At 30.8% G+C, this 24,895-nt stretch carries 20 protein-coding genes, 1 pseudogene and 1 riboswitch; of the genes and pseudogenes, 17 read left to right on the forward strand and 4 right to left on the reverse strand.

The window, feature by feature from the left end:
* Positions 1 to 526 precede the first annotated feature (526 nt).
* Positions 527 to 1,903 (reverse strand): MATE family efflux transporter, encoded by a 1,377-nt coding sequence (locus FVE72_RS05090; protein ID WP_026737511.1) that lies wholly within the window; start codon positions 1,901 to 1,903, stop codon positions 527 to 529.
* Positions 1,904 to 2,285: 382 nt separating this feature from the next.
* A riboswitch (Lysine riboswitch) is annotated at positions 2,286 to 2,462 on the forward strand.
* A gap of 98 nt (positions 2,463 to 2,560) precedes the next feature.
* Here FVE72_RS05090 and lysA point away from each other — a divergent pair.
* The 12 genes from lysA (at position 2,561) to FVE72_RS05150 (ending at position 14,828) form a co-directional block, all read left to right on the forward strand.
* Positions 2,561 to 3,868: a diaminopimelate decarboxylase gene (lysA, locus tag FVE72_RS05095; RefSeq protein WP_026737512.1), complete on the forward strand. Its 1,308-nt coding sequence runs from the start codon at positions 2,561 to 2,563 to the stop codon at positions 3,866 to 3,868.
* Between the two features lie 71 nt (positions 3,869 to 3,939).
* A complete protein-coding gene (locus FVE72_RS05100; RefSeq protein ID WP_026737513.1) occupies positions 3,940 to 5,142 on the forward strand; it encodes an aspartate kinase in 1,203 nt (400 codons plus the stop codon).
* A 47-nt stretch (positions 5,143 to 5,189) separates the two neighbouring features.
* Positions 5,190 to 6,035 carry a diaminopimelate epimerase gene (gene dapF, locus FVE72_RS05105; protein ID WP_036056092.1) on the forward strand — a complete coding sequence of 282 codons (846 nt, stop codon included), beginning with the start codon at positions 5,190 to 5,192 and terminating at the stop codon, positions 6,033 to 6,035.
* A gap of 19 nt (positions 6,036 to 6,054) precedes the next feature.
* Positions 6,055 to 6,939 (forward strand): 4-hydroxy-tetrahydrodipicolinate synthase, encoded by an 885-nt coding sequence (gene dapA / locus FVE72_RS05110; protein ID WP_026737515.1) that lies wholly within the window; start codon positions 6,055 to 6,057, stop codon positions 6,937 to 6,939.
* A gap of 76 nt (positions 6,940 to 7,015) precedes the next feature.
* Positions 7,016 to 8,014, forward strand: a complete 999-nt coding sequence (locus tag FVE72_RS05115; protein ID WP_026737516.1) for an aspartate-semialdehyde dehydrogenase — start codon at positions 7,016 to 7,018, stop codon at positions 8,012 to 8,014.
* Positions 8,015 to 9,586: an ABC transporter permease subunit gene (locus tag FVE72_RS05120; protein WP_026737517.1), complete on the forward strand. Its 1,572-nt coding sequence runs from the start codon at positions 8,015 to 8,017 to the stop codon at positions 9,584 to 9,586. It begins immediately after the preceding gene.
* A complete protein-coding gene (locus FVE72_RS05125) occupies positions 9,586 to 10,332 on the forward strand; it encodes an amino acid ABC transporter ATP-binding protein (protein WP_026737518.1) in 747 nt (248 codons plus the stop codon). Before FVE72_RS05120 ends, FVE72_RS05125 begins: the two co-directional genes overlap by 1 nt.
* Positions 10,333 to 10,402: 70 nt before the next feature.
* The gene (locus FVE72_RS05130) at positions 10,403 to 11,173 is read left to right on the forward strand and encodes a hypothetical protein (protein WP_006807326.1); all 771 of its coding nucleotides are present in this window, start codon (positions 10,403 to 10,405) and stop codon (positions 11,171 to 11,173) included.
* Between the two features lie 117 nt (positions 11,174 to 11,290).
* Positions 11,291 to 11,725, forward strand: coding sequence for a 50S ribosomal protein L13 (gene rplM / locus FVE72_RS05135; RefSeq protein WP_006807346.1), 435 nt, complete (start codon positions 11,291 to 11,293; stop codon positions 11,723 to 11,725).
* 12 nt (positions 11,726 to 11,737) lie between these two features.
* Complete coding sequence (gene rpsI / locus FVE72_RS05140) at positions 11,738 to 12,136, forward strand: 30S ribosomal protein S9 (RefSeq protein ID WP_006807350.1); 399 nt, start codon at positions 11,738 to 11,740, stop codon at positions 12,134 to 12,136.
* Between the two features lie 488 nt (positions 12,137 to 12,624).
* Positions 12,625 to 13,755: an SIMPL domain-containing protein gene (locus FVE72_RS05145; protein WP_026737519.1), complete on the forward strand. Its 1,131-nt coding sequence runs from the start codon at positions 12,625 to 12,627 to the stop codon at positions 13,753 to 13,755.
* Positions 13,756 to 13,778: 23 nt separating this feature from the next.
* Positions 13,779 to 14,828, forward strand: coding sequence for an SIMPL domain-containing protein (locus FVE72_RS05150; RefSeq protein ID WP_026737520.1), 1,050 nt, complete (start codon positions 13,779 to 13,781; stop codon positions 14,826 to 14,828).
* Positions 14,829 to 15,345: 517 nt separating this feature from the next.
* Here FVE72_RS05150 and FVE72_RS05155 read toward each other — a convergent pair.
* A complete protein-coding gene (locus tag FVE72_RS05155) occupies positions 15,346 to 15,957 on the reverse strand; it encodes a PepSY domain-containing protein (protein ID WP_006808524.1) in 612 nt (203 codons plus the stop codon).
* A 194-nt stretch (positions 15,958 to 16,151) separates the two neighbouring features.
* A complete protein-coding gene (locus FVE72_RS05160) occupies positions 16,152 to 17,378 on the reverse strand; it encodes a replication initiation protein (RefSeq protein WP_026737521.1) in 1,227 nt (408 codons plus the stop codon).
* 292 nt (positions 17,379 to 17,670) lie between these two features.
* On the opposite strand from FVE72_RS05160, the pseudogene FVE72_RS05165 reads away from it, so the two are divergent.
* A pseudogene (locus FVE72_RS05165) lies at positions 17,671 to 19,244 on the forward strand (alpha-glucoside-specific PTS transporter subunit IIBC).
* 20 nt (positions 19,245 to 19,264) lie between these two features.
* Positions 19,265 to 20,587: a 6-phospho-alpha-glucosidase gene (locus FVE72_RS05170; RefSeq protein WP_026737522.1), complete on the forward strand. Its 1,323-nt coding sequence runs from the start codon at positions 19,265 to 19,267 to the stop codon at positions 20,585 to 20,587.
* A 127-nt stretch (positions 20,588 to 20,714) separates the two neighbouring features.
* On the opposite strand, the gene FVE72_RS05175 is transcribed toward FVE72_RS05170, so the two are convergent.
* On the reverse strand, positions 20,715 to 21,935 hold the full coding sequence (locus FVE72_RS05175; protein WP_026737523.1) for a replication initiation protein: 1,221 nt from the start codon (positions 21,933 to 21,935) through the stop codon (positions 20,715 to 20,717).
* Between the two features lie 268 nt (positions 21,936 to 22,203).
* Here FVE72_RS05175 and FVE72_RS05180 point away from each other — a divergent pair, with 268 nt between their 5' ends.
* From FVE72_RS05180 to FVE72_RS05190, 3 genes are read left to right on the forward strand one after another with little or no spacing between them, the layout of a single operon-like run.
* Entirely contained in the window at positions 22,204 to 23,130 is a 927-nt protein-coding gene (locus tag FVE72_RS05180) for a DUF7916 family protein (protein ID WP_232049488.1), read from the forward strand.
* 38 nt (positions 23,131 to 23,168) lie between these two features.
* A complete protein-coding gene (locus FVE72_RS05185; RefSeq protein ID WP_026737525.1) occupies positions 23,169 to 23,495 on the forward strand; it encodes a PTS sugar transporter subunit IIB in 327 nt (108 codons plus the stop codon).
* 2 nt (positions 23,496 to 23,497) lie between these two features.
* Complete coding sequence (locus FVE72_RS05190) at positions 23,498 to 24,841, forward strand: PTS sugar transporter subunit IIC (protein WP_026737526.1); 1,344 nt, start codon at positions 23,498 to 23,500, stop codon at positions 24,839 to 24,841.
* Positions 24,842 to 24,895: the final 54 nt, after the last annotated feature.

The following is a 24,895-nucleotide window of genomic DNA, read 5'->3' on the forward strand; positions in this document are numbered from 1 at the left end:
TTTTTTTGTTTTTATGATATATATTCGCTATCTCCGACTGAAGTATCTCACCAATACTAAGTCAGTTAGGAGGTGAAATATGTACTGTTTCATAATAAAAATACTATTTTTTGTAGTATTGTTTTTATTAATTCAAAATAATGCTATGTAATAGTATTTTTTCCTTGCTATGTTTTTTGGGATAGCAAGGTTTTTATGACAAATCATAATGAAAATTGTTTTTTTGAAGAAAATGATTTGAAAGAATTAGATTTAGATTGGGAAAAATAGAAGATAATTTAATTAAATATAAAAAAGAAATAGTAGCAGGTAAGGTAAAATAGGAATTAATGAAAATATTAACAGTAAAAATAATACATAAAAGAATTTAATTCTATGATAGAATTTTAATTCATAAAAAGTAAAAAGAAAATAAAAAAGTTCTTGAAAGAATAGATGACTATACTATAACAGAATATAAATAATTTTTGAAAAATCAGGAGGGCAAAACAGCAAGCCCTCTTTTCCTTATTTATCAATTCTAATCTTATTTAAGTTTCTTCTTTTGGATCTTTGCAGGATTTATATTCCAGTCAAGTTTTTTTACAAGGCAGAAAAACAGTATTGCTGCAAGGGTATTTGAGAAAAGATTTCCCCAAAATACGGCATACACGCCCAAAAATTTTTGTGTAAAAAGTATAAACAGATATCTGAAAAACCATATTCTCAATATAGCCATAAAAAGCGGCACTTTTGTTCTTCCTAAAGCGATGAAAACACCCTGACAGACTGAAAATACACCGAATCCTATTACTGAATATGTATAAATATTTAAAGCATGATTGGCAATATCGAGAACTTCTTTATTACGTGTGAAAAGCACGGTTATTTTTCCCGCCAAAGGAACTATCATACCTATTGTCAAAAGAGCAATCACAACACTGGTAATCCAGCCGTAAGTAAAAATTTTTTTTGCTTTTTTAATTTCTCCGATTCCCATATTCATGCTGATCATTGTAGTAACTGTAGTTCCTATAGCCGATGGGAGAATAAAACAGATAGAATTAATATTTGAAGCGATTCCCTGTGCATTCAGAGAAATGGCATCGTATTTGTCAACTTCTTTATTAATAAGTACAAATCCCGTTTGAATGAGCATATAACTGAGCATTGATGGAAATCCGATTTTAAAAAGTCTGGCAACAATGGGAAGATTTAGATGATATTTTTTCAAATCAAGTTTCATATCGGTATTTTTTATAAACAGGTCATGATACATCCATACAGAAATAATAATATACGAGAAAAGACTTGCCATTACAGCACCGACGATTTTCATTTCAAAAAAATATAAAAATACAGTATTAAATATAATTTTTAAAAATAACAGTATAAAAACTCTTATAAAAGTTACTTCGGGTCGCCCTACCGCATTTTTGGCGGAATTGTATATTGCCGTCATAAATACGAGAGGCATAACTAAAGAATAAAGAGAAATATAAACAAATACTTCGTGTTTTATCTCCGAAGTAATATTTGCAGAAACAAGATATCCTGCTCCTATACACACCGGAATAAGGATAAGTCCTATAACAAATCCGAAAACAAAAACTTGAAGAGTAACTTCCTTTACGGCTTTTATAACTCCCCGACCGTAGAGTTGTCCTATCATTGCCATTGCAGCGGCACCGAGCCCTTGTGACAATGCAATCATAATATTTAAAACAGGTTGGCTGAAAGTAACTGCACTTGCAGTAACGACTCCTGCAATATTATTTAGAAACAGACCGTCCGACAAGGGAATAAATGCCTGTATCGCACCTACAAGAAGGGTAGGGACCGATAAAAAAAGAAGTGTATTTAAAATATTTCCATTCAAAATCATTTTTCGCCGTTCTTCTGCGGTTTGAGCTTTAAATATCATATGTATCCTCTTTTCTTCGCTAAAATAATAATTTATTTTTATTATAACACTTTAACAATAAAAAAAGTAGTGGGAAAAATTTAATTATTTATAAAATTTGACAAATTAAAATCAATATGATAGTAAAAAAGTTAAGAAAGAACTTCAAGTATTCAGAAAAATATTCAGGGATTAGAAATATTAAAAATAAAAACCCCAACTTTCAGATTTTACAACGAAAAAAATGTGTTAGTGAATGTTATGAAAATATCTTTTTTATTTTCATAGTGAACGGGCATTTTTGAGTATGTAAAATTTGAAGTTGGAAAAGGGGTTTTAGGGGAATTTTTCCCTGAAAATTTAAAATTTCATCTTTACAAATTTATAAAAAACATGTATAATACACAAAGATAGAGGTGCAATTATTAAGAGTAAATTTATGGAGAACAGTCAATTTGGTGAAGTAAATTGAAAGGAATAATTGCCGAAGGACAAAGATTGACTGACTTTGTTACTGGGGCTACGGAAAATATCCGTAGAACTGTCATTATCTTAATGATAATGGTGAGCTGTCAGATATAAATCGTAATTTTTTAATTATTAAAATAAATGTTTTATATGCTGATTTCTCTATCAGTATTTTTTTATATAAAAACAAAAAATCTGAGGAGGTATATCATGAAATTATTCGGAACATCAAAAATCAATGAAAATGGGAATTTGTCCATAGGAGGAGTGGACACGACAGAACTTGTAAAAGACTTTAAAACGCCGCTTTATGTAATGGATCAGGAACTGATAGAAACGACTATTGATAAAATGAAAAAAGCATTTGTTTCTTCGAGATTTGATACACATATTGCTTATGCGGGGAAAGCGTTTTTTACAACAGGTATGGCGAAAATTATCGAAGCAAAAGACCTGGAACTGGATGTAGTGTCGGGCGGAGAGCTTTATACTGCTTATAAAGCAGGATTTCCTATGAATAAAGTGCATATGCACGGAAATAATAAATCATACGAAGAACTTGAAATGGCAATAGATTTAGAGATAAAACAGATTGTAATAGATAATGAAGACGAAATCGGAAAAATCGAAAAAATATGCAAAGAAAAAAACAAAAAACAGGCAGTATTATTAAGAATAGACCCGGGAATAGAGGCTCATACTCATCATTACATAAAAACATCGGGATTGACTTCAAAATTCGGGATTTCTCTTTTTCAAAAAGATCTGCTTGATATAATAAAAAGAATTAATGACAGTGAATATCTTGAATTTAGAGGATTTCATACACATATAGGTTCGCAGATATTTCAGTCGATATTTTTTATATTTGCTTTGGAAGAAATATTCAAATATCTGGATAAACTGAAAAAAGAACTGGGGATTGTAGTACATACGGTAAATATGGGAGGTGGCTTCGGAGTCTATTATAAAGAAGGAGACGATCCTGTGCCTGTGGAAGAAGTACTGAAAGAAATAATAACTTATACAGAAGCAATGGAAATAAAATATAAAATAGGATTTAAAGAACTTTGTATCGAGCCGGGAAGAAGCATTGTCGGAAATGCCGGGACGACACTTTATGAAGTGGGAGGAATAAAGAAAACTGTCGGCGGAAAGACTTATGTTTTTGTAAATGGAGGAATGGCAGATAATATAAGACCTGCACTTTATCAGGCAGAATATGAAGCAGGAATTATAAACAAACTGGATAAAGAAGCGACAAGTGAAGTAACTGTTGCGGGAAAATTCTGCGAGTCAGGAGATATACTTATAGAAAAAACAAAAATTCAGGAAGCACATGTAGGCGATATACTTGCGATGACTACCACGGGAGCTTACTGTTATACTATGTCGAGTAATTATAACAGATTTACAAAGCCTGCCGTTGTATTTGTAAAAGACGGAAAAGCCAAGTTGGCTGTAAAAAGAGAAACTTTTGAAGATCTGATAAGAAATGATGAAATTTTTGAACTGTAATTTTTGTTAAATAAATGTTATAATATTACAATAGACAAAAAACAGATTAACTTCGGAAAGTAGGAATTGTAGTGATTATTGTACATAAATACGGCGGAAGTTCGGTAGCTACGACCGAAAAAATAATGAATATAGCAAAATATTTAGGAAAAGTAAAAGACGAGAAAAATGATGTAGTAGTGGTAGTTTCTGCAATGGGAAAAACAACCGACACACTTATAAAACTGGCTCATGAAATAACGGGAGATCCCGATAAAAGAGAAATGGACAGACTGATGTCTACGGGAGAACAGCAGACAATAGCTCTTTTGAGTATAGCGTTGCAGTCGTTGGGATATGATGCTATCTCTTTGACAGGGCGGCAGGCAGGAATCAGGACTTCAGGACATCACACGAAAAACAGAATAGAATCAATAGACGAAAAAAAGATAAAGAAACATCTGGAAGAAGGAAAGATTGTTATTATTGCAGGATTTCAGGGAGTAAATGAAAACGGAGATGTAGCTACGCTCGGGCGGGGAGGCTCGGATACTTCGGCAGTGGCATTAGCTGCGGCTCTAAACGGGAAATGTGAAATATATACAGACGTTGACGGTGTGTATTCCGTAGATCCGAGAATTTATCCCGAAGCGAAAAAGATTTCGTATATTTCTTATGACGAAATGATGGAACTCGCATTTCTCGGAGCGGGAGTAATGGAGACGAGAGCAGTGGAACTTGGTAAAAAATACGGTGTGGAAATATATGTAGGAAAGTCTTTGGGAGAAAAAAACGGTACTGTAATAACTGCAAAGGAGAAAATAATGGAAGAGAAAGTAATAACAGGCATATCGGTAAATGAAGATATATTAATGGTAAATATCGAGGAAATTCCTACTTATGCGAAAAATGTGTACGCAATATTGGAACAGGCGGTAAAATTCGGAGTAAATATAGGGGTAATAAGTCAGAATGATGTGTCGAGCGAACATGGAAGTTTCGCATTTACATGTCCTCAAAGCGATAAGGCTTCTCTTGAGAAAATAAGTGAGATTTTAAAAGAAAAATTTGAAAGAATTTCTGTTATTATAAATCCTTATGTAACAAAGGTATCCATTGTGGGTATAGGGCTTATAAGCAATATAGGAATAGCTGCGAGGGTATTTAAAGTCCTTGCAGATAACAATATAAGTTTTCACCAAGTAGCAACTTCGGAAATAAGTATAGGACTTATAGTGGACGAGGTAATGGGAAAAAAAGTTGCAGAATTACTTGCGAAGGAATTTAATGTTTAAATTAATAATATAAAATATTAAAATTTTACCCGAAGGAGGAATTAAGTATGTTGAAATTTGAAAAGTATCAAGGGGCGGGAAATGATTTTATTATTGTAAATGAAAAAGATCTTATAGAAAAAGGTATACCTGATTACAATCAGTTTGCGAGTGAAGTGTGCTGCAGACATTTCGGAATAGGAGCCGACGGACTTTTAATATTGAAATATGTAGCAAATATGCCTTTTATGTTCTATTATAATTCCGACGGGAGTCAGGCACCTATGTGTGGAAACGGAATAAGATGTTTTGCTCTTTATCTGAAAAATAATAATGTGGAACAGGAAGACATTTTTACAGTGAAAACTCTTTCGGGAGATTTGAAAATCGAAACTAAAACCGAAAATGAAACTTTTTTTGCCAAAGTAAATATGGGAGAGCCTGTATTTGACGTTAAAAAACTCATAAATATTGAAAAAGAGAGATTTATGAGGGAAAAAATAGTCATAGATGAAAAAGAAATAGAAATTTCGTATATTTTTATGGGAACAGATCATTCTGTAATATTTGTAAATGACTTTTCTGATTATGATATAGATGATTTAGGTTCTAAAATAGAAAATTATACTGAAATTTTTCCAAAAAAAGTAAATGTGAATTTTGTAAAAGTACACGACAGATCGAATATTGAAGTTATTACTTGGGAAAGAGGAGCAGGAAGAACTCTTGCCTGCGGAACAGGAGCTACAGCTTCTGCAGTTCTTGCGAGAATATACGGATATGTGGAAGACAGAATAAACGTGACTGTTCCCGGAGGAAAACTTGTTATAGATTATGCAGGTTACGGAAGTGAAGCCTATATGACGGGAACAAGTGAAAAGATAGCTGAAGGTCATTATATTTTTAAAAGATAAATAGAGAAGGATGGTAGTTATGAAATTTGAAGGATCTTACGTGGCATTGATAACTCCGTTTAAAGAAAACGGAGAAGTTGATGAAGAAAAAATAAGGGAACTTGTAAATTATCATATTGAAAACGGTACAGCAGGAATAGTACCTTGCGGAACTACTGGAGAAGCCCCTACACTGACTTTTTCTGAGCATGAAAAGGTAATAAAAATAGTAGTCGAAGAAGTAAAAGGAAGAATAAAAGTAATAGCGGGAGCGGGATCCAACAATACAGACAGAGCGGTAGAACTTACAAAATATGCTAAAGAACTTGGAGCAGATGCAGCATTAAGCACTTGTCCTTATTATAACAAACCGACACAGAGAGGACTTTACGAACATTATAAAAAAATTGCTGAAGAAGCAAAGTTTCCTGTTATGCTTTATAATGTGCCGGGAAGAACGGGAATTAACATTGAAGCGGAAACTGTGGCAAGATTGGCTGAAATTCCTGAAATAGTTGCAATTAAAGAAGCTACAGGAAGTTTGGAACAGATGATAAAAATACAGGATTTGTGCGGTAACAGAATAGAAATTCTTTCGGGAGAAGATCATTTGATACTTCCGATGTTGTCTATAGGAGCAAAAGGAGTAGTTTCAGTAGTTGCAAATATTATGCCTAAAGAAATGAGTGATTTGATAGCTTCGTTTTTAAATAAAGAGTATGAGAAAGCATTCGAGCTGCATACAAAACTTTATGAAGTCAGCAGAAATATGTTTATAGAGGGAAATCCTGTTACGGTAAAAGCCGCTATGAATATTTTGGGGCAAATCGGCAATGATTCTGTAAGACTTCCGTTAGTTTCGGCAGAGCATAAAACAAAAGACAGATTGACGAAGTTTTTCAAGGAAAGAGGAATTATTAAGTAAAAATACAAATTTTCGGTTAATAAACAATGGATATAAAATTTCAAATATAAAATATTTATGAGGAGGAAATAAAAATATGAAAAAATACAATGTAGCGGTTGTGGGTGCGACAGGACTGGTAGGACAAACATTTTTAAAGGTTTTGAAAGAAAGAAAATTCCCGATAGAAAATCTTTATCTTTATGCCTCGGCAAGATCGGCAGGGAAAAAAGTCGATTTTGACGGGAAAGAGTACACTGTAATAGAGTTGAAAGACGAAAATATAAAAGATGATATTGATATAGCTTTATTTTCTGCAGGGGGAAGCATTTCCAAAGAATATGCTCCGAAATTCAGAGATAAAGGTGCAATAGTTGTAGATAACAGCAGTGCATGGAGAATGGATAAAGATATACCTCTTGTTGTACCTGAGGCAAATCCTGAAGCATTGGACGGGCAAAACGGAATAATAGCCAATCCTAACTGTTCTACGATACAGGTAATGCCTGTGTTAAAGGTATTAGCAGATAAATACGGACTTAAAAGAGTAGTATATTCTACTTATCAGGCAGTGGCAGGTTCCGGACAGAAAGGAATAGACGACTTGGAAGCAAACCTGAAAGGAGAGTCTTCAAAAAATTATCCTTATCAGATAGCGTTCAATTTGTTGCCTCATATTGATGTATTTTTAGACAACGGATATACAAAAGAAGAAATGAAAATGGTAGAGGAAACAAGAAAAATATTGGGATTGCCTGATTTGAAAATAACGGCTACATGTGTAAGAGTGCCTGTAAGAATGGGGCATGCCGTATCGGTAAACGTGGAGTTGGAAAAACCTTTTGATTTGAAAGATGTATTTAAGGCTTTTGAGGAAAAAGAAGGAGTTATTGTAAAAGACGACGTTTCAAAAAATGTTTATCCTATGCCTATAGATGCTGCAGATACTGATGAAGTATACGTGGGAAGAATAAGAAGAGATGAATCTGTAGAAAACGGATTGAATTTATGGGTAGTTGCCGACAATATAAGAAAAGGTGCAGCTACGAATACTATTCAGATAGCAGAAACATTAATAAAAAAAGGAGTTATATAATTGAAATTGAATTTGTTAAAAAATAAAATAGTTTTATTATTATGTTTTTTGAGCTTGTTTGTTTTCGGATATGCTGAAAACGGTGAGCTAAGAGTAGGGATGGAGTGCGGATATGCTCCTTTTAACTGGGTTCAGAATAATGATAAAAACGGGGCTGTAAAAATCGACAGCGGATATTGCGGCGGTTATGATGTTGAAATAGCAAAATTAATAGCAAAAGGGTTGGATAAAAAGCTGGTTGTAGTAAAAAGTGAGTGGGATGCACTGCTCGGACCTGCATTGACATCAGGAAATGTAGACATAGTTATAGCAGGAATGTCGCCCACTGCTGAAAGAAAACAGAGTCTTTCTTTTACAAAGCCTTATTATGAATCGGATCTTGTAGTTGTAGTAAAAAAGGACGGTAAATATGCCAATGCAAAGTCGATTAATGACTTTGCCGGAGCAAGAATAACGGGGCAGCTGAGTACACTTCACTACAATGTTATAGACCAGATGAAAGGTGTAAAAAAGCAGCAGGCAATGGAAAATTTTCCTGCAATGATAGTGGCACTTGATTCAGGGAAAATAGACGGATATGTTTCCGAAAAGCCGGGAGCAATGGCAGCACAAATGTCAAATCCTGAGCTGGTTTTTGTGAGTTTTGATAAAGAAAACGGATTTAAGTATGAAAATTCCGAAGTCGATGTAGCGGTAGGAGTGAAAAAAGGCGATGAAAAGCTGGTCGGAGAAATAAATAAAATTTTGGACAATATTTCACCTGAGCAGAGAAAACAGCTTATGGAAAAAGCTATAAGCAATCAGCCTGAGATGAAGAAGAGAGATTTTACAGGATGGGTACTGTTTTTTCTTAAAAATAACAAAAAGGCTTTCCTAATAGGTACAGCTACTACGTTGGGGATTTCTCTTACAGGAACTGTTGTAGGATTTATAATAGGATTGGGAGTAATGCTCGTAAAAAATATCAATACTGACGAAAGAACATCTGCTATAAAGAAAATAGGACTAAAGATAATAAATACAATTTTTTCAATATATATAGCTGTATTTAGAGGGACACCGATGATAGTTCAGTCAATGATAATATTCTACGGTTCGTCTCAAGTCTTAAACTGGAATCTGTCTCCTTTAGGAGCGGCATTATTCATAGTTTCCATTAATACGGGAGCATATATGTGTGAAATTATACGTGGAGGAATAGATTCCATCGATAAGGGTCAGTTTGAAGCTGCACAGGCAATAGGAATGACGCATTTTCAAATGATGAAAAATATAATTTTCCCGCAGGTATTCAGAATTATATTGCCATCCATAGGGAACGAATTTATTATAAATATAAAAGATACGTCTGTACTTAGTGTAATAAGTGTTACTGAACTGTTCTTTGTATCAAAATCAGTAGCAGGAACATACTCGAAATATTATGAAGTATTTATTATTACATGTGTAATATATTTCTTCCTGACATTTACTTTATCGGCACTTTTAAAATATGTCGAGAAAAAAATGGACGGACCTCAAAATTTTGAAGTTTTAGAGGAAGCAAGTGTGAATACAGGAGGAGAGAAATAGTGGAAAACGGAAATAAAGTAATAGAAATAAAAAATATAAGAAAAGATTTCGGAAACAGAACAGTTTTAAAAGATATAAATTTTGACGTTTACGAAAAAGAAGTTGTAAGTATAATAGGAGCTTCGGGAAGCGGTAAATCTACACTTTTAAGATGTATAAATTTACTTGAAACACCCACAGGCGGAGAAATTCTCTTTCACGGAAAAGATGTTGTTTCGGGCAATATTCCTCTAATAACATTAAGAGAAAAAGTTGGAATGGTTTTTCAGCAGTTTAATCTGTTTAATAATTTGAGTGTGCTTGACAACTGTGTTATAGGGCAGACGAAAGTTCTTAAAAAATCCCGTGAAGAAGCTGAAAAAACTGCAAAAGAATTACTTGCAAAAGTCGGAATGGAAAGATTTATTCATGCAAAGCCCAATCAAATATCCGGAGGACAGAAACAGAGAGTTGCTATAGCAAGAGCATTGGCAATGGAACCTGAAGTCCTTTTGTTTGATGAGCCTACATCGGCTCTTGATCCGGAAATGGTCGGAGAAGTTTTGAAAGTAATGAAAGACCTTGCGAAAAGTGGACTTACTATGATTGTCGTAACACATGAAATGGATTTTGCTCATGATGTTTCAAGTCGTGTAGTATTTATGGATCAGGGAGTTATAGTAGAAAGTGATAAACCTGAAATAATCTTTGATAATCCTAAACATGATAGAACAAAAGAATTTTTATCAAGAATGTTAAATAAATAGTATTGATATTATTGAAAAAATAATGTAAAATATATGTAAAAAATTAAATAATAAATTCAAAGGAGAAAAAATGAAAAAATTAAAATTAACTGATGAAGAAAAAGAATTATTGAAAGGCAATGAAGAAGGATTAAAGCAGGCTTTTATTAATAAAGCGGCTCTTGCAACTGCTGAAAAATATGAATTTTCGGATTCTGAAAAAGAAGAGATCGATTACTTTTACAATAATGAAAAAACAAAATATTTTGTAGCAAAACAAATCGAAGAAAAAATATCTGTAGATGCAGATGAAGTTGTAAAAATCTACAACGAAAACAAAGCACAGTTTGATGCACAAAATGTTCCTTTTACTCAGGCAAGAGATATTATACAAAGAGATTTGTTGAACCAACAGGTTGCAACTCTTGAAAATGAAGAGTTCAATAAAATAATTGAAGAAATGGGAGAATCCGTGTCAATAGCTAAAAAAGAAATTATCTTCTCTCAAGGAAATCCTGATGTTATAAGAAATATCGTATTAAACAAAGTTGTGGAAGAAAAAGCAAAAGGTACAGACTTTGAGAAAAAAGAAAAAGATGCTCTTAAAATAATTAAAGACAATGTTTTAGCTAATTTTTATGTTGATTTGGAAATAAGAAAAAAAGTTCAGGTAACTCATGAAGAAATCGTAGGAATTTATGAATCTGAAAAAGGAAAATTAGGAAATGTAACTCCTAACGATGCTTATAATCAAATAGCAAACGGATTGTTAAATAACAGAGCAGTTGAAGAAAGACAAAATGTTATAAACAAATTAATCGAAGAATATAAAATAGACGATTTAGTAAAAGAAAATTTATAAAATATAAAGATTTTTTACTTGACAATTAAAAATAAATAATATATAATCTTTTAATGTAATTAATCCTTTCCCACAAAGGACCGTTATCCAAAAAGATAAAAATCAGGAGGATAAAAAGTGAATAAATACACTGTAATGCAAAAAAAAGAAGAAGTAACAAGAAACTGGTATGAAATCGATGCCGAAGGAAAAATTTTAGGAAAATTGGCAACTGAAATTGCCGTAAAATTAATGGGTAAACATAAACCGAGTTATACACCTCACGTTGACGGAGGAGACTATGTTATAGTAACAAATGCAACAAAATTTGCTGTAACAGGTACAAAAATGCTGAACAAAAAATATTACAGACATAGTGGATATCCGGGAGGATTGAAAGTAAGAAGTTTGGAAGAAATGTTAGAGAAAAAACCTACTGAAGTTATAAGAAAAGCAGTTGAAAGAATGTTGCCTAAAAATAAATTAGGTAGCCAAATGATCGGAAGATTAAAAATTTACACAGGAACAGAGCACAATCACGAAGCTCAAAAACCTGAGAAGATAGAGTTATAGGAGGTAATTTAGGTGGCAGAAAAAATTCAATATTTAGGAACAGGTAGAAGAAAAACTTCAGTAGCAAGAGTAAGATTAATTCCGGGAACTTCAGGAATAGAAATCAACGGAAAAGATATGAGAGAGTATTTCGGTGGAAGAGAATTATTAGCTAAAATAGTAGAACAACCTTTAGAATTGACTGAAACTTTAAATAAATACGGAGTAAAAGTTAATGTAAACGGCGGAGGAAATACAGGTCAGGCAGGAGCTATAAGACACGGTGTTTCAAGAGCATTGGTAGTAGCTGATGAAGAGTTAAGAGGAGCTTTAAAAGAAGCAGGATTCTTAACAAGAGATTCAAGAATGGTTGAAAGAAAAAAATACGGGAAAAAGAAAGCAAGAAGAAGCCCTCAATTCTCAAAAAGATAATTTTGATAATTTTAGAAGCCTTGATAATATTGATTTTCAAGGTTTTTCTTTTTATAAATAGTTTAAATTTATTGACATTTTTTCAAAAAATGTTATAATATATTTACCTATAGGGCAAATCTCGAAGGGTAACTTAGATATTAGTAAAAAATGACGACAAATTAGACTGGAAAAATCCGGTCTTTTTTGTTATAATAAATTTTAAGCGGGTTCGTCACCCGTACTAATATTTAAGGAGGTGTACTATTCGTACCTTATTTTTTGTATTGGTAATATTTTTATTAACACAAAAAATTTTGTACTGATTAATACCCTGAATTCTTTAGGGTAGAAATTATCACGTTAAAAAATCGTGATTTTTTATTTTAAAATTAAAATTTTTCAGTTTATTTTAAGGTTCTTTTGGTAATATATTGTTATAAGATTATCTTGAAAGAAAAAATTCAGAAAAAATAAGATAATTTGAGAAAATGAGGAGGAATTCAATTATGAAAAAAATTTTTACAGCCCTGTTTCTTATTTTAGCGGCATTTTCTTTTGGAGAAAACGTTGTAAGAAAAATAAGTGTTACAGGTAATTCTGAAAGGGAAGTTTTACCCGATACGGCAAAAATTTCTTTTAAAATACAAATGAAAAATCAGAATTTGAACACGGCAACAAAAGAACTTAAGGAAAAAATAGAAAAATTCAAATCGGGGCTAAGAGCTAAAAAGATAGAATTATCGAATTTTGAAACTGTTTCTTTTTACAGTAATAAAACTAAGGATTATAATGATTATTATGATGATTATAGGTATGTAGAAGATGAACAGGCGGTATATGATGTTAAAGGTAAAACAAAAACTGACAAAGATAAGAAGCCGGCTTCTTATACTATACAAATGCAGGTTATTGTAAAAAATACTACTTTTGATAAGATTTCAAAGTTAATAGAATTTTCAGGAAATGATGCTGTGAAAAATATCAAAAAATATGAAAAAGACAGTGCTTCTTATTATTTTGTTCTAAATGAAACGGATATAAATTTGAATAATGCTTTGAGCAAGACTTTGAGCAAATTTAATTCTGTAAAATCCAAGTTACAGTCATCGGGAATTTCTGCGAATGATATTGTATTCAGTAATTATAAAGTGATTGAAAATCAAAATGTACAAGGAAAAAATGAAAAAGATGTTTTTGTTGTTACTGAAGAATTCACGATTTCTACAAAAAATTTAAAAAATCTGAATGATATTATTTCTCTTGCAGATGATAATTCTATAAATGTTAGCGGTTCTATATATTTTGATATTTCCGATAAGGACAGGATAGCTTCGGAAATGTATAACGAAGCATTTAATCAGGCTAAATCTAAAGCTGTGAGCATATTAAAATCAAGTAATATGATGTTGAGTTCTCCGCTTGTAGTGAGTGAGGATATAGCGTTTCAGCAAAAGATGATAGATCGTATAGATCAGGATTGGGCAATAGCAGCTGAAGCACCTGAAACTTATAGATTGAAAGAAATGGGATATGTTAATAATGCGGCGATAGCAAAGAGAAGTTTACCGAAAGTGGATTATACTCCGAAACCGATTAAATTAAGTCAGAATATATCAGTTTTATACGAAATAAAATAAATTTGTGAAAGAGGTTGAAATAAATGAAAAAAATTATAACTTTGTTATTTGCAGTATGTTCGATTTTTTCTTTCGGAGATAATGCTTCGGAAAAAAGAATACAGGTTAGAGGTACTGCTACAAGAGAAATTGCTCCGGATTCAGCAAAAATACATTTTGAGATTATCACAAAAAATGAAAATCTTGAAAAAGCAAGCAGAGAAAATGCCGATATATTGGCTAAATATAAGAATTTATTGAAAAAAACAAATACAAAATATGAAAAGATAGAATCGACGAATTATTCCACTTATAAAAATTATAATTGGGAAAGTATAAAAGTAAATGAAGGAAAAAAAGAATTCAGAACAGTATTGACTGTAGAAGTAAGTCCTTTTGATATAAATTTACTGAAAAATTTTATGACGGTTTTAGTTCAAAAAGGAGTTTATAATATAATAAGAAATGACAACGGCAGTTATTCTTTTAATGTAATATCTCAAAATACCGACAATAAAACATCTTATCAAAATGCAGTAAATGATTTTAACGATATTCAGAAAAAACTTGCTGCAAACGGTTTTAACAGTAATAATATTAAAATATCAGGATATGATAATAATGAAGTGAATATGGAAAGTAATAAGGATGTAAAAAAAGAAGTTTATACAGTAAGCCATTCCATTGAAGTAAGTACAAGAGATATGAAAAAACTCGGAAATATAATAAATCTGGCTCATTCTCTTGAAATAGCTTCTACAGGAATTATAGAATATGACATTGATAACAAGCAGAAAATGGAAGATCAATTATATGAGCAGGCTTATAAGGAAGCACTTAAAAAGGCGGAAAATATACTTAATAAAACTGAACTTAAATTAAGAAAACCTGTAACAATAACAGATAATTCAAACGGTGTAATAAGACCTTTTTATTCTTATTTCAATAGAAATTATGTTGATGATCATAATTTGGATATATTAAAAGAAAGTGATGCTAAAATTATAGAAAAGTCGGAACATAATGCAATAATTATAAATCCACAGAAATCTTCGTTTTCAAAAACTGTATACATAGAGTTTGAAATGAATTAATAAAAAATAATAAATAAAACAGGGCTATCGAAAATTGAAATAATTTTTAGATAACCCTGTTTTTTAGAAGATTAAAGAGAATATGATTAACATTAATCATAATTCTTCCGGGAAAACCCGAAATTTAAAAAAATTCTTTTCTCAGGTTCTTCCATGCAATCCCTCCTTTACGGATAGATTTAGGTTGTTAGCATGTATATTATACCTCATAAATATTAAAAAAAAATGAGAGTTTGAAATTTTTTATAAAGAAATAGAGGATTTAATGTAAATGACACAAAAAAATTGAGTAAAATAGGGAATTAGATTAGTAATAAAATAAAAATCGGCATTATTAATTATCTGTTTTTTATTTTCTATAATATCATAAATATTAGAAGATTAGGGTATTTTTATATTTAGATATTGTAAGAAGATAAAAAACTTCCAATTGTAATACCGATTTTTTATTTATTTTAAAAAATTAAAAACACATTCAAAAGCTGATTTTTATAACTTTTCAGCTAAAATTTTTAAATTAAAGAGAAGTAAATTCACTCTCTTCAGATTTTAAAATTTTTCCTTTTAAAGCATCAATAATAAATTTATATTCTTTACCGCTACGAATAACTCTTACTTTATATACAGGAAGATTATTTTCTTTTTCGCTTTTAATTTCATATATGTCAGAATCCTTTATCTCAGGCATTTTTTCAAGAATAATATCTCTGACTTTATCGTTTCCTATATAATCTTTATTTGAGAGAAGATAATCTCTACTTCTCAAGGAATAATTCAAAACTTTTCCTTCTTTAGAACCTATAATATAACTGTAGTCGTTATAATCGGAATGAAGAGCTATTTTATAAACGAGCTCTTTATCTTTCTGTTCCATAAGAATTTTAGTTATATCGCCGGTTTCTTTATCCAATCCTGCATGTTTCAATGCTATTTCTTCGGCTTTTACAAAAGTCACGAAAGGATTTTCTCCGACAACTTTTTTATATTTTATTTTTGTAGTTTGAGGTTCTCTTTTTTTTGCAGCAGTTTTGGTTTTACTTACTGTTTTTTTCTTTGCAGTAGCAGCTGTTAAAACAGTTCCCAATATGATGATACTTAGTAACATCGTGATTAACATTTTATTTTTCATTACTTCTCCTTTAAAAATAGTTACACAATCTTTATTAAAAATACGGATATTCTTAATTTAAGTTTGAATTTATTATATCATATAAATATTAAAAAAAAATGAGAAAATTAACTTGGTTTAAGATTGATTATTTTAAAATAAATGTATCTGTTCGTTTTCAGAGAAAAGTTGTCAGATTTCAAAACTTTTTATTTTTAAATATCGCTATCATCATTTTGTTTTGCTTTTCTAATTATTTTTATAATATTATTTGATAAATAGATTTTAATAACAGATTTTTTCTTTGAGTAATATTTTATATATAATTCTATTTCATTATTGGAAAGTTCAAATATTTCCTGATCTTCTAAAAAACTGACATTTCTTAAATTTGTAAGTCCTGTGGTATATTCCGGGATATCAATTTTAGGATAATATGTTTTTATAAGGTTTATATTTTGTACAAGAATATTGTATAATTTAGTAGGGGATTTTACAAATTCATTTATGCTGATATAGAGTTTCAATTTATTTGTTGCCAAATCAAGTAAAAGAGCTCTCTTCAATTTTCTTTCAAAATTTTCGGAAGAATCATTTTTTAGGTATTCTATATTATCATAAACATATTTATGTCCCCGTTTAATTGAATATAAAAGCAAAAGATTATATATTTTTTCATGATTCTCGATTTTATCTTTAATAGTTTCAATCATTTTATAAATGGTATCATCATATAAAATAGGAATTTGTTTAGATTTTCTTATTTTAAAATTAATGGAAACAATTTTATTACTTGCCTTTGTACCTGATTTAATTTTTTTATATTCTATATTAAAATCAGTAAAAGTGTTAATATCAAAAACTGCTTTTTTTAAAATATGTTTTTCAAAGTCAAAAAATCTTTTATACTTATCATCAGAATTCAAATATCTTTTTAAAGAGCTCAGCGGTAAGTTAAATTCTTTTTTATTATCCGACATTTTTATTATACTATTGTAGAGATTAAATGAAAAAGTGTCTTCCATAAAAATAAATTTTTCAATTTCCAAAAGAGAAAATATATTTTTTTGATTGGAAAAACAATATTTAAATTCTTCAGTGAAAAAAATTTGGCAGAAATTCATACTTAAAATAAAAGAAGAAATTAAAGAAAAAGAACCTGAGTATTTTCCGGATTTTGTCGGTATTTCAAAAATAATACGTTTTTCAGCTAAAATCTTTAGAAAATTTTCAAATTCATCAATAGAAGATAATTGAAGAGTAAGAATCATTTCATTAATTTCAATTTCTAATTTATTTAGCGATTTTGAATTGGAAATAATTTTAAAAAAAAGTAATTTTAAAAATAATCTTTCCTTTTTTGACATTTTTTTGGAAAAATTAAGATTAATATCATTTTTTACAGTATTTATAATGTTTTGAGAAAAATAGATGTCTTTCACAAAAATACCCTCCTAAAAAGCGAAAAAAATTATTAAGATTTTCGCTTATTAATTATATTAAATTTTAATCTTTATTAATTTTAAGAATTGACACGAAAAAAAACATATATTATTTCGTCTTTTTAGAATTATATCTTAAATAAAGAAAAAAATCAAGGATAAGAAGAATAATATTTATAAATTACAAAAGAAAATAATTAAAATATTTCTTTTTGACAAAGTAAAATTTTTGAGGTATAAAAGCTATACAAAGCAAGAAAAAATAAAAAATATTTTAGGAGGTATCTGTAATATGTTAAAAAAAATTCAACGTTTTGGAGGAGCTATGTTTACTCCGGTACTATTCTTTACATTTACAGGAGTAGTCGTGGGAATAACAGGAATATTTAAAAATCCTCAAATTATGGGAAGTATTGCAAATGAAGGAACCGGTTGGTGGAAATTTTGGCAACTAATAGAAGAAGGAGGATGGACAGTATTTAGACAAATGCCTTTATTATTTGCTATAGGATTACCTGTGGGATTAGCTAAGAAAACTAATGCAAGAGCATGTCTTGAAACATTTGCACTGTACACAACTTTTAACTATTTTGTAAATGCTTTGATAAAATTATGGGGCTTCGGTGTAGATATTAATGCGACAGGTCCTACAAGTGGACTTACTGATATTGCAGGAATAAGAACACTTGATACAAGCATAATAGGCTCAATTATAATAGCAGGAATAGTGGTATATTTACATAATAAATATTTTGATACAAAATTACCTGATTTTTTGGGAATATTTCAAGGTTCGGTATTTGTATATATAATAGGATTTATAGTAATGATACCGTGTGCATTAATAACAGTTTTGGTATGGCCTAAAATACAGGCGGGTATATTTGCTTTACAAGGTTTACTTGTAACTTCAGGAGTAATAGGAGTGTGGATTTATACATTCCTCGAAAGAATACTTATACCTACAGGGTTACATCACTTTATTTACGGTCCGTTTATATTCGGTCCGGCTGTTGTTGAAGGCGGAATAACAAATTACTGGTTGGTACATGCACCTCAATTTGGAGCAAGCACTGAAGCTTTAAAGACTTTATTTCCACAGGGAGGCTTCTCTCTTCATGGAAACTCGAAAATATTCGGATGCACGGGGATTGCATTGGCTTTGTATGCAACAGCAAAGCCTGAAAAGAAAAAAGAATAGCAGGATTATTGATTCCGGCAGTTTTAACAGCAGTAGTTTCAGGAATTACAGAGCCTCTTGAATTTACATTCTTATTTATAGCTCCGTTATTATTTGCTGTACATTCGGTATTGGCAGCAACAATGGCTGCAGTAATGTATACATTCGGAGTTGTAGGAAATTTTGGAGGAGGTTTGCTGGATTTCTTATTCCAAAACTGGATACCTATGGCGAAAAATCACAGTAATGTTATGTTTACTCAGATATTTATAGGATTGATATTTACAGTAATATATTTCTTTGTTTTTAAATTTTTAATTGAGAAAATGAACTTAAAAACTCCGGGAAGAGAAGAAGATGATGTTGAAACTAAGTTATTTACAAAAGCGGATTATAAAGCAAAGAAAAATATGGAAGCAAATCAGAATGATGAAAATGATATGTATATGGATCAGGCAATTATAATACTGGAGGCTTTAGGCGGAAAAGATAATATAGAAGAACTGAATAACTGTGCGACAAGACTTAGAGTAAGTGTAAAAGATGAAAAATTGTTACAGCCCGATTCGGTATTTAAACAGGCAGGAGCACACGGAGTATTGAAACAGGGAAAAGCTATACAGGTAATAATAGGGCTGTCTGTTCCTCAAGTAAGAGACAGAGTGGAAGAATTATTGAAAAAATAATAAAATTAGGAGGTAAAAAAATGAAAAAATTTTCAATTGTAGTAGCAGGAGGAGGAAGTACATTTACACCGGGAATAGTATTGATGTTACTGGAGAATTTGGATAAATTTCCGATAAGACAAATTAAATTTTATGACAATGATAAAGAAAGACAGGAAATTATAGCAAAAGCTTGTGAAATATTGATAAAAGAAAAAGCTCCCGATATTAATTTTGTTTATACTGTTGATCCTGAAGAAGCATTTACAGATATTGACTTTGTTATGGCACATATAAGAGTAGGAAAATATGCTATGAGAGAAAAAGATGAGAAAATACCGTTGAAACACGGTGTGCTTGGTCAAGAAACATGTGGACCGGGAGGGATTTCTTATGGAATGAGATCTATAGGAGGGGTATTGGAAATAGTAGATTATATGGAAAAATATTCTCCTGATGCTTGGATGCTGAATTATTCAAATCCTGCAGCAATAGTTGCGGAAGCTACAAGAAAACTGAGACCCAACTCTAAAATATTAAATATTTGTGATATGCCTATAGGTATTGAGATAAGAATGGCTGAAATGTTAGGCTTAAAATCAAGAAAAGAAATGTTTATAAGATATTTCGGATTAAACCATTTTGGATGGTGGACTGATATAAGAGATAAAGAAGGAAACGATTTGATGCCTGCACTTAGAGAAAAAGTTGCAAGAGTAGGATATAATGTAGAAATAGAGGGAGAAAATGTAGAAGCGAGCTGGAGCGAAACATTTACAAAAGCAAAAGATGTTTATGCACTTGATCCTGCTACAATGCCTAATACATATTTAAAATATTACTATTTCCCTGATTATGTGGTTGCTCATTCCAATCCTAATCATACAAGAGCAAATGAAGTAATGGAAGGAAGAGAAAAATTTGTATTCGGTGAATGTAAAGCAATAGCTGAAAAAGGGAGTTCCGAAGGAACAAAACTGCATGTAGATGACCATGCATCATACATAGTGGACTTGGCGAGAGCAATAGCATATAACACTCATGAAAGAATGCTTTTGATAGTAGAAAATGACGGAGCTGTTTCCAACTTTGATTCTACCGCAATGGTTGAAGTTCCTTGTATAGTAGGATCAAACGGACCTGAAAGAATATGTCAGGGAAAAATCCCTCAATTCCAAAAAGGATTGATGGAACAGCAAGTTTCTGTGGAAAAATTGACAGTAGAAGCTTGGATAGAAGGTTCTTATCAAAAATTATGGCAGGCAATCACTCTCTCAAGAACAGTACCTAGTGCATCTGTTGCTAAATTGATACTTGATGATTTAATAGAAGCTAATAAAGGATACTGGCCTGAATTGAAATAAAATTAGATAAAAAGTTTTAAATTATTTTTACTAAAAAATCCCTATATTCGATATTTTTTAATTTCGAGTGTAGAGGATTTTTTTATATAATGGGAGTTATGAGTATGTCATTACCCCTTTATTAATACTAACTTCTCAGTCTCGGCTTATTTTTTTCAAGTTTTTTGATTATGTTATCAGGTAAATATATTTTGATTAAAGAAGGCTTATTAATATAGTATTCGACATAAATTTCGATATCTTCGTTTACAAATTCAAAAATATTGCCGTCTTTAAAATAACTGATAGAGTTAATATTTTTTAATTCTGAAGTTTGCAGCAATTTTTCGATTTTAGGAAAATACCTTTTAATGTCATTTATATTCCGACTGAGAATGGAAAATAATACTATGGAAGAGTCTACAGATTTATTTATACTGATGTATAATTTAAGACTGTTTGAAGCTAAATCCAGTAATAGAGCTTTTCTTAATTTTTTATCAAAATTTTCAGAGGAGGTATGCTTCAGATATTTTATATTTTCGTAAACATATTTATAGCCTCTTTTTGCGATATATAGTAAAAATAACTGATAAATTTTTTCAGGATTTTTAATGCGATCTTTTACAAGTTCCATCATTTTGTAAACAGTATTATCCTGGGAAGTATTCATATGTTTTGATTTTTCAACAAAAAAAGCAATAGAAGTAATTTTATTTGTTAATTTTGTTCCTTCTTTTATTTTTTTATATGAAATATTGAAAGTTGTGAATATATTTATATCGGAAACCGCTTTTTTTAAAATATATTTCTCAAAATCAAAAAATCTGCTGTATTTATTATCTGAGTTCAAATACATTTTCAAAGATGAGATAGGAAAAATAATTTCTTTACTGTTTTCAAAATTTTTTAATATATTTGAATACAGACTGAAAGAAAAAGATTCGGACATAAAAATAAATTTTTCAATTTCCAAAAGTGAAAAAAAATTTTTCTTATTTGAAAAACAGGACTTAAATTCTTCGGTAAAAAACAGAAGGATAGAATCGGTGTTGAAAATAAAAGAAGAAATAATTCCGAATGAACCTTCGTATTTTTCGGATGAAGAAGAAACTGAAAAAAATATCCGCTTTTCGGATAAATTTTTAGTAAATAAAGAGTAATCATCAATAGAAGAAAGTTCAGGATTATTTCCAAGTTCTTCAAGTGATATTTTCATATTTTCCAAAAGAGAAAAGTCTGAAATAATTTTAAAAAAAATTGATTTCAGGAAGGTTTTTTCATTTTTTGTTATTTTTTTGGAAAATTCGAGTTTAATATTCTTTTGTCCAATATTTGTGTATATTTCTGAAAAATATATTTCATTCATTTAGCAATCCTCCAAATTTAACGAAAATATTTTTATAGTTTTCGTTATATGATTATGTATATTTTAACTAATTTTAGATTAAAATAAACTACACGAAAAAAGATTAAATTTTTTCGTCTTTTTTAAATTATACTAATAATAAAGAAAAAAATCAAGGGAATAAAAATAATAGTTATGAAATAATAAATTGAAAATTAAAAAAAATTTTTTTGACAAAATATAAATCATAGGGTATAAAAATAATATAAAAAATGCAGAAAATTTGAAAATGAAAATAACAGAAATGGAGATGAAAATAATGTCGAAAAGATTACTTAACTGCTTTGCAAGCGATTTTAAAAAAATGACGAAAGAAGAGTTAATAAATGCTATTAAAGCAAGCGAAGGAAGAACAGTATTATCGGAAAATGTTGCCGACAGAAGAACAGTTACAGGAGATGTAACAAACAGTGAGTTGGCAAGGGCATTCGGTGCAGATTTGATTTTATTAAACGGATTGGATGTATATAATCCTGTTATTGCATCATTACCTGAAAGCGATGAACCTATAAAATTATTGAAAAAACTTACAGGAAGACCTGTAGGACTGAATTTGGAGCCTGTGGATTTGAATGCCGATATGTTGGAAAATCTTGAGATTATTCCCGAAGGAAGAATGTGTTCGGAAAAAACATTGAAAAAAGCTTCTGAAATGGGATTTGATTTCGTGTGTCTGACAGGAAATCCCGGAACCGGAGTTACAAATAAAGAAACTGTAAACGGAATAAAACTGGCTAAAAAATACTTTGACGGTATGATAATAGCAGGAAAAATGCACGGTGCAGGAGTAAATGAGCGTATAGTAAATTTAGATGTAATAAAACAGTTTTTGGAAAGCGGAGCGGATGTTATTATGCTCCCTGCGGTAGGAACTATACCCGGATTTACTCATGATGAAATGATAGAAGCCGTAAAATATATAAAAGAAAACGGAGGGCTTGTAATGTCTGCAATAGGTACAAGTCAGGAAAGCTCCACAAGAGAAACAATAAGAGAAATAGCAATATTGAATAAAATTGCAGGAGTAGATATTCAACATATAGGAGATGCAGGTTATGCAGGAGTTGCTCCTTATGAAAATATAATGGAGCTGTCTATAGCAATAAGAGGTGTAAGACACACAATAAGAATGATAGCAGCTTCAAATGACAGATAATACAGATAATAAAAATACACAATTTATAGGAGGATTTTATGAAAAAATTTTATTTGTTCTGTGCAGCAGGAATGTCAACAAGTCTGGTTGCAAAGAAAATGCAGGATGTAGCGGACAGTCATAAACTTCCGATTGAAGTTAAGGCTTTTCCTGATCATAAATTAGATATCATTGTTGAGGAACTTCATCCTGATGTTATTTTATTAGGACCGCAGGTGAAATTTAAGTATGAAGAAACAAGAGAAAAATATGAACCTAAGGGAATACCTGTAACAGTTATAGATTTAAATGATTATGGTAATGTTGATGGCGAACGTATTTTGAAAAGAGCAATAAAAATTTTAAAAGAGAAGGAGAGTAAATAACTATGTTTGAAAAGTTGGAAAAAGTTTTAGGCCCTGTGGCCGTTAAATTAAGCAGTAACAAAGTATTGACTGCAATTAGGGACGGGTTTTTGGTAGGTACACCTTTACTTATAGTAGCTTCAATATTTCTTGTAATCGGAAATTTCCCTGTTCCCGGATATTCTGAATTTTTAGCAGGATTTTTTGGAAAAGGATGGGAAAATTATCTTGATGCTATAATTAACGCAACATTTGGAGTAGTGGCATTAATAGGAGTTATAGGAATCGGATATTACTACGGTAAAGCAAAAGGAATAGAAGGAATAGCAGGAGCGGCAGCAGCACTTGTAGCTTTTCTTATTTTAAGTCCTCAATCTCATGAATATGTAGATGCCAATGGGAAAGCTTTCGGAGGATTTGCATTCAAAAATTTAGGCTCGGCAGGTTTATTTGTCGCAATGATTACAGCTCTTGTATCTGTATCAATATTTGCAGCAATTAAAAATAAAGGTTGGACTATAAAACTTCCTGAAGGAGTTCCACCTGCAGTGTCAAATTCATTTGCGGCATTGATACCGAGTATGTTTGTTATGATTTTCTTCTTTATAATAAGACTTATTTTCAATTTTACAGAATACAAATATGCTCATGATTTTGTTTATAAAATATTGCAAACACCGCTAATGGGATTCGGTAGAAGTATTATTTTTGAACCTGTTTATCAGTTCCTGTCAACATTATTCTGGTTCTTCGGAATAAACGGACCGGCAGTTACAAATACTGTATTTGGACCTATACACTTGGCTTTGACTACTGAAAATCTTGCAGCATTTACTGCACATCAACCTTTACCGAATATATTTACAGGACCTTTCGGTGATTTCTTCGGTAACTTCGGTGGTGGAGGAAGTACACTTTCTCTTGTATTATTGATGATATTCGCAGGAAAATCAGAACGTATGAAAAAATTAGGTAAATTATCTATAGTACCGGGAATATTCGGAATAAATGAAATGGTTATATTCGGATTACCTGTTGTTTTAAACCCTATTATTTTGATTCCGTTCTTATTAGTACCTTTAGTAAATATAGGATTATCAACAGCGGCAACATTGGCGGGAATTATTCCTCGTACAACAGGAGCTTCATTACCTTGGACAACACCGTTATTCTTTTCGGGATGGTTGTCTACAGGAAGTATAATTGCAGGATTGTTCCAAATATTGTTGGTAGCTATAGGATGTGCAATATACTATCCGTTCTTCAGAGTTTTGGATGAACAGTATTTGAAAGATGAAACAAAACCTGTTGAAGAAAATAATGATGATTTGGATGATATTTCGTTAGACGATATATCGTTTGATTAATATACTTAATATAATCTGATGAGGGCTCATTGCAGCCCTCTCATTCCTCATAAA

The sequence above is a fragment of the Pseudoleptotrichia goodfellowii genome, from assembly GCF_007990505.1.
Taxonomy (GTDB): domain Bacteria; phylum Fusobacteriota; class Fusobacteriia; order Fusobacteriales; family Leptotrichiaceae; genus Pseudoleptotrichia; species Pseudoleptotrichia goodfellowii.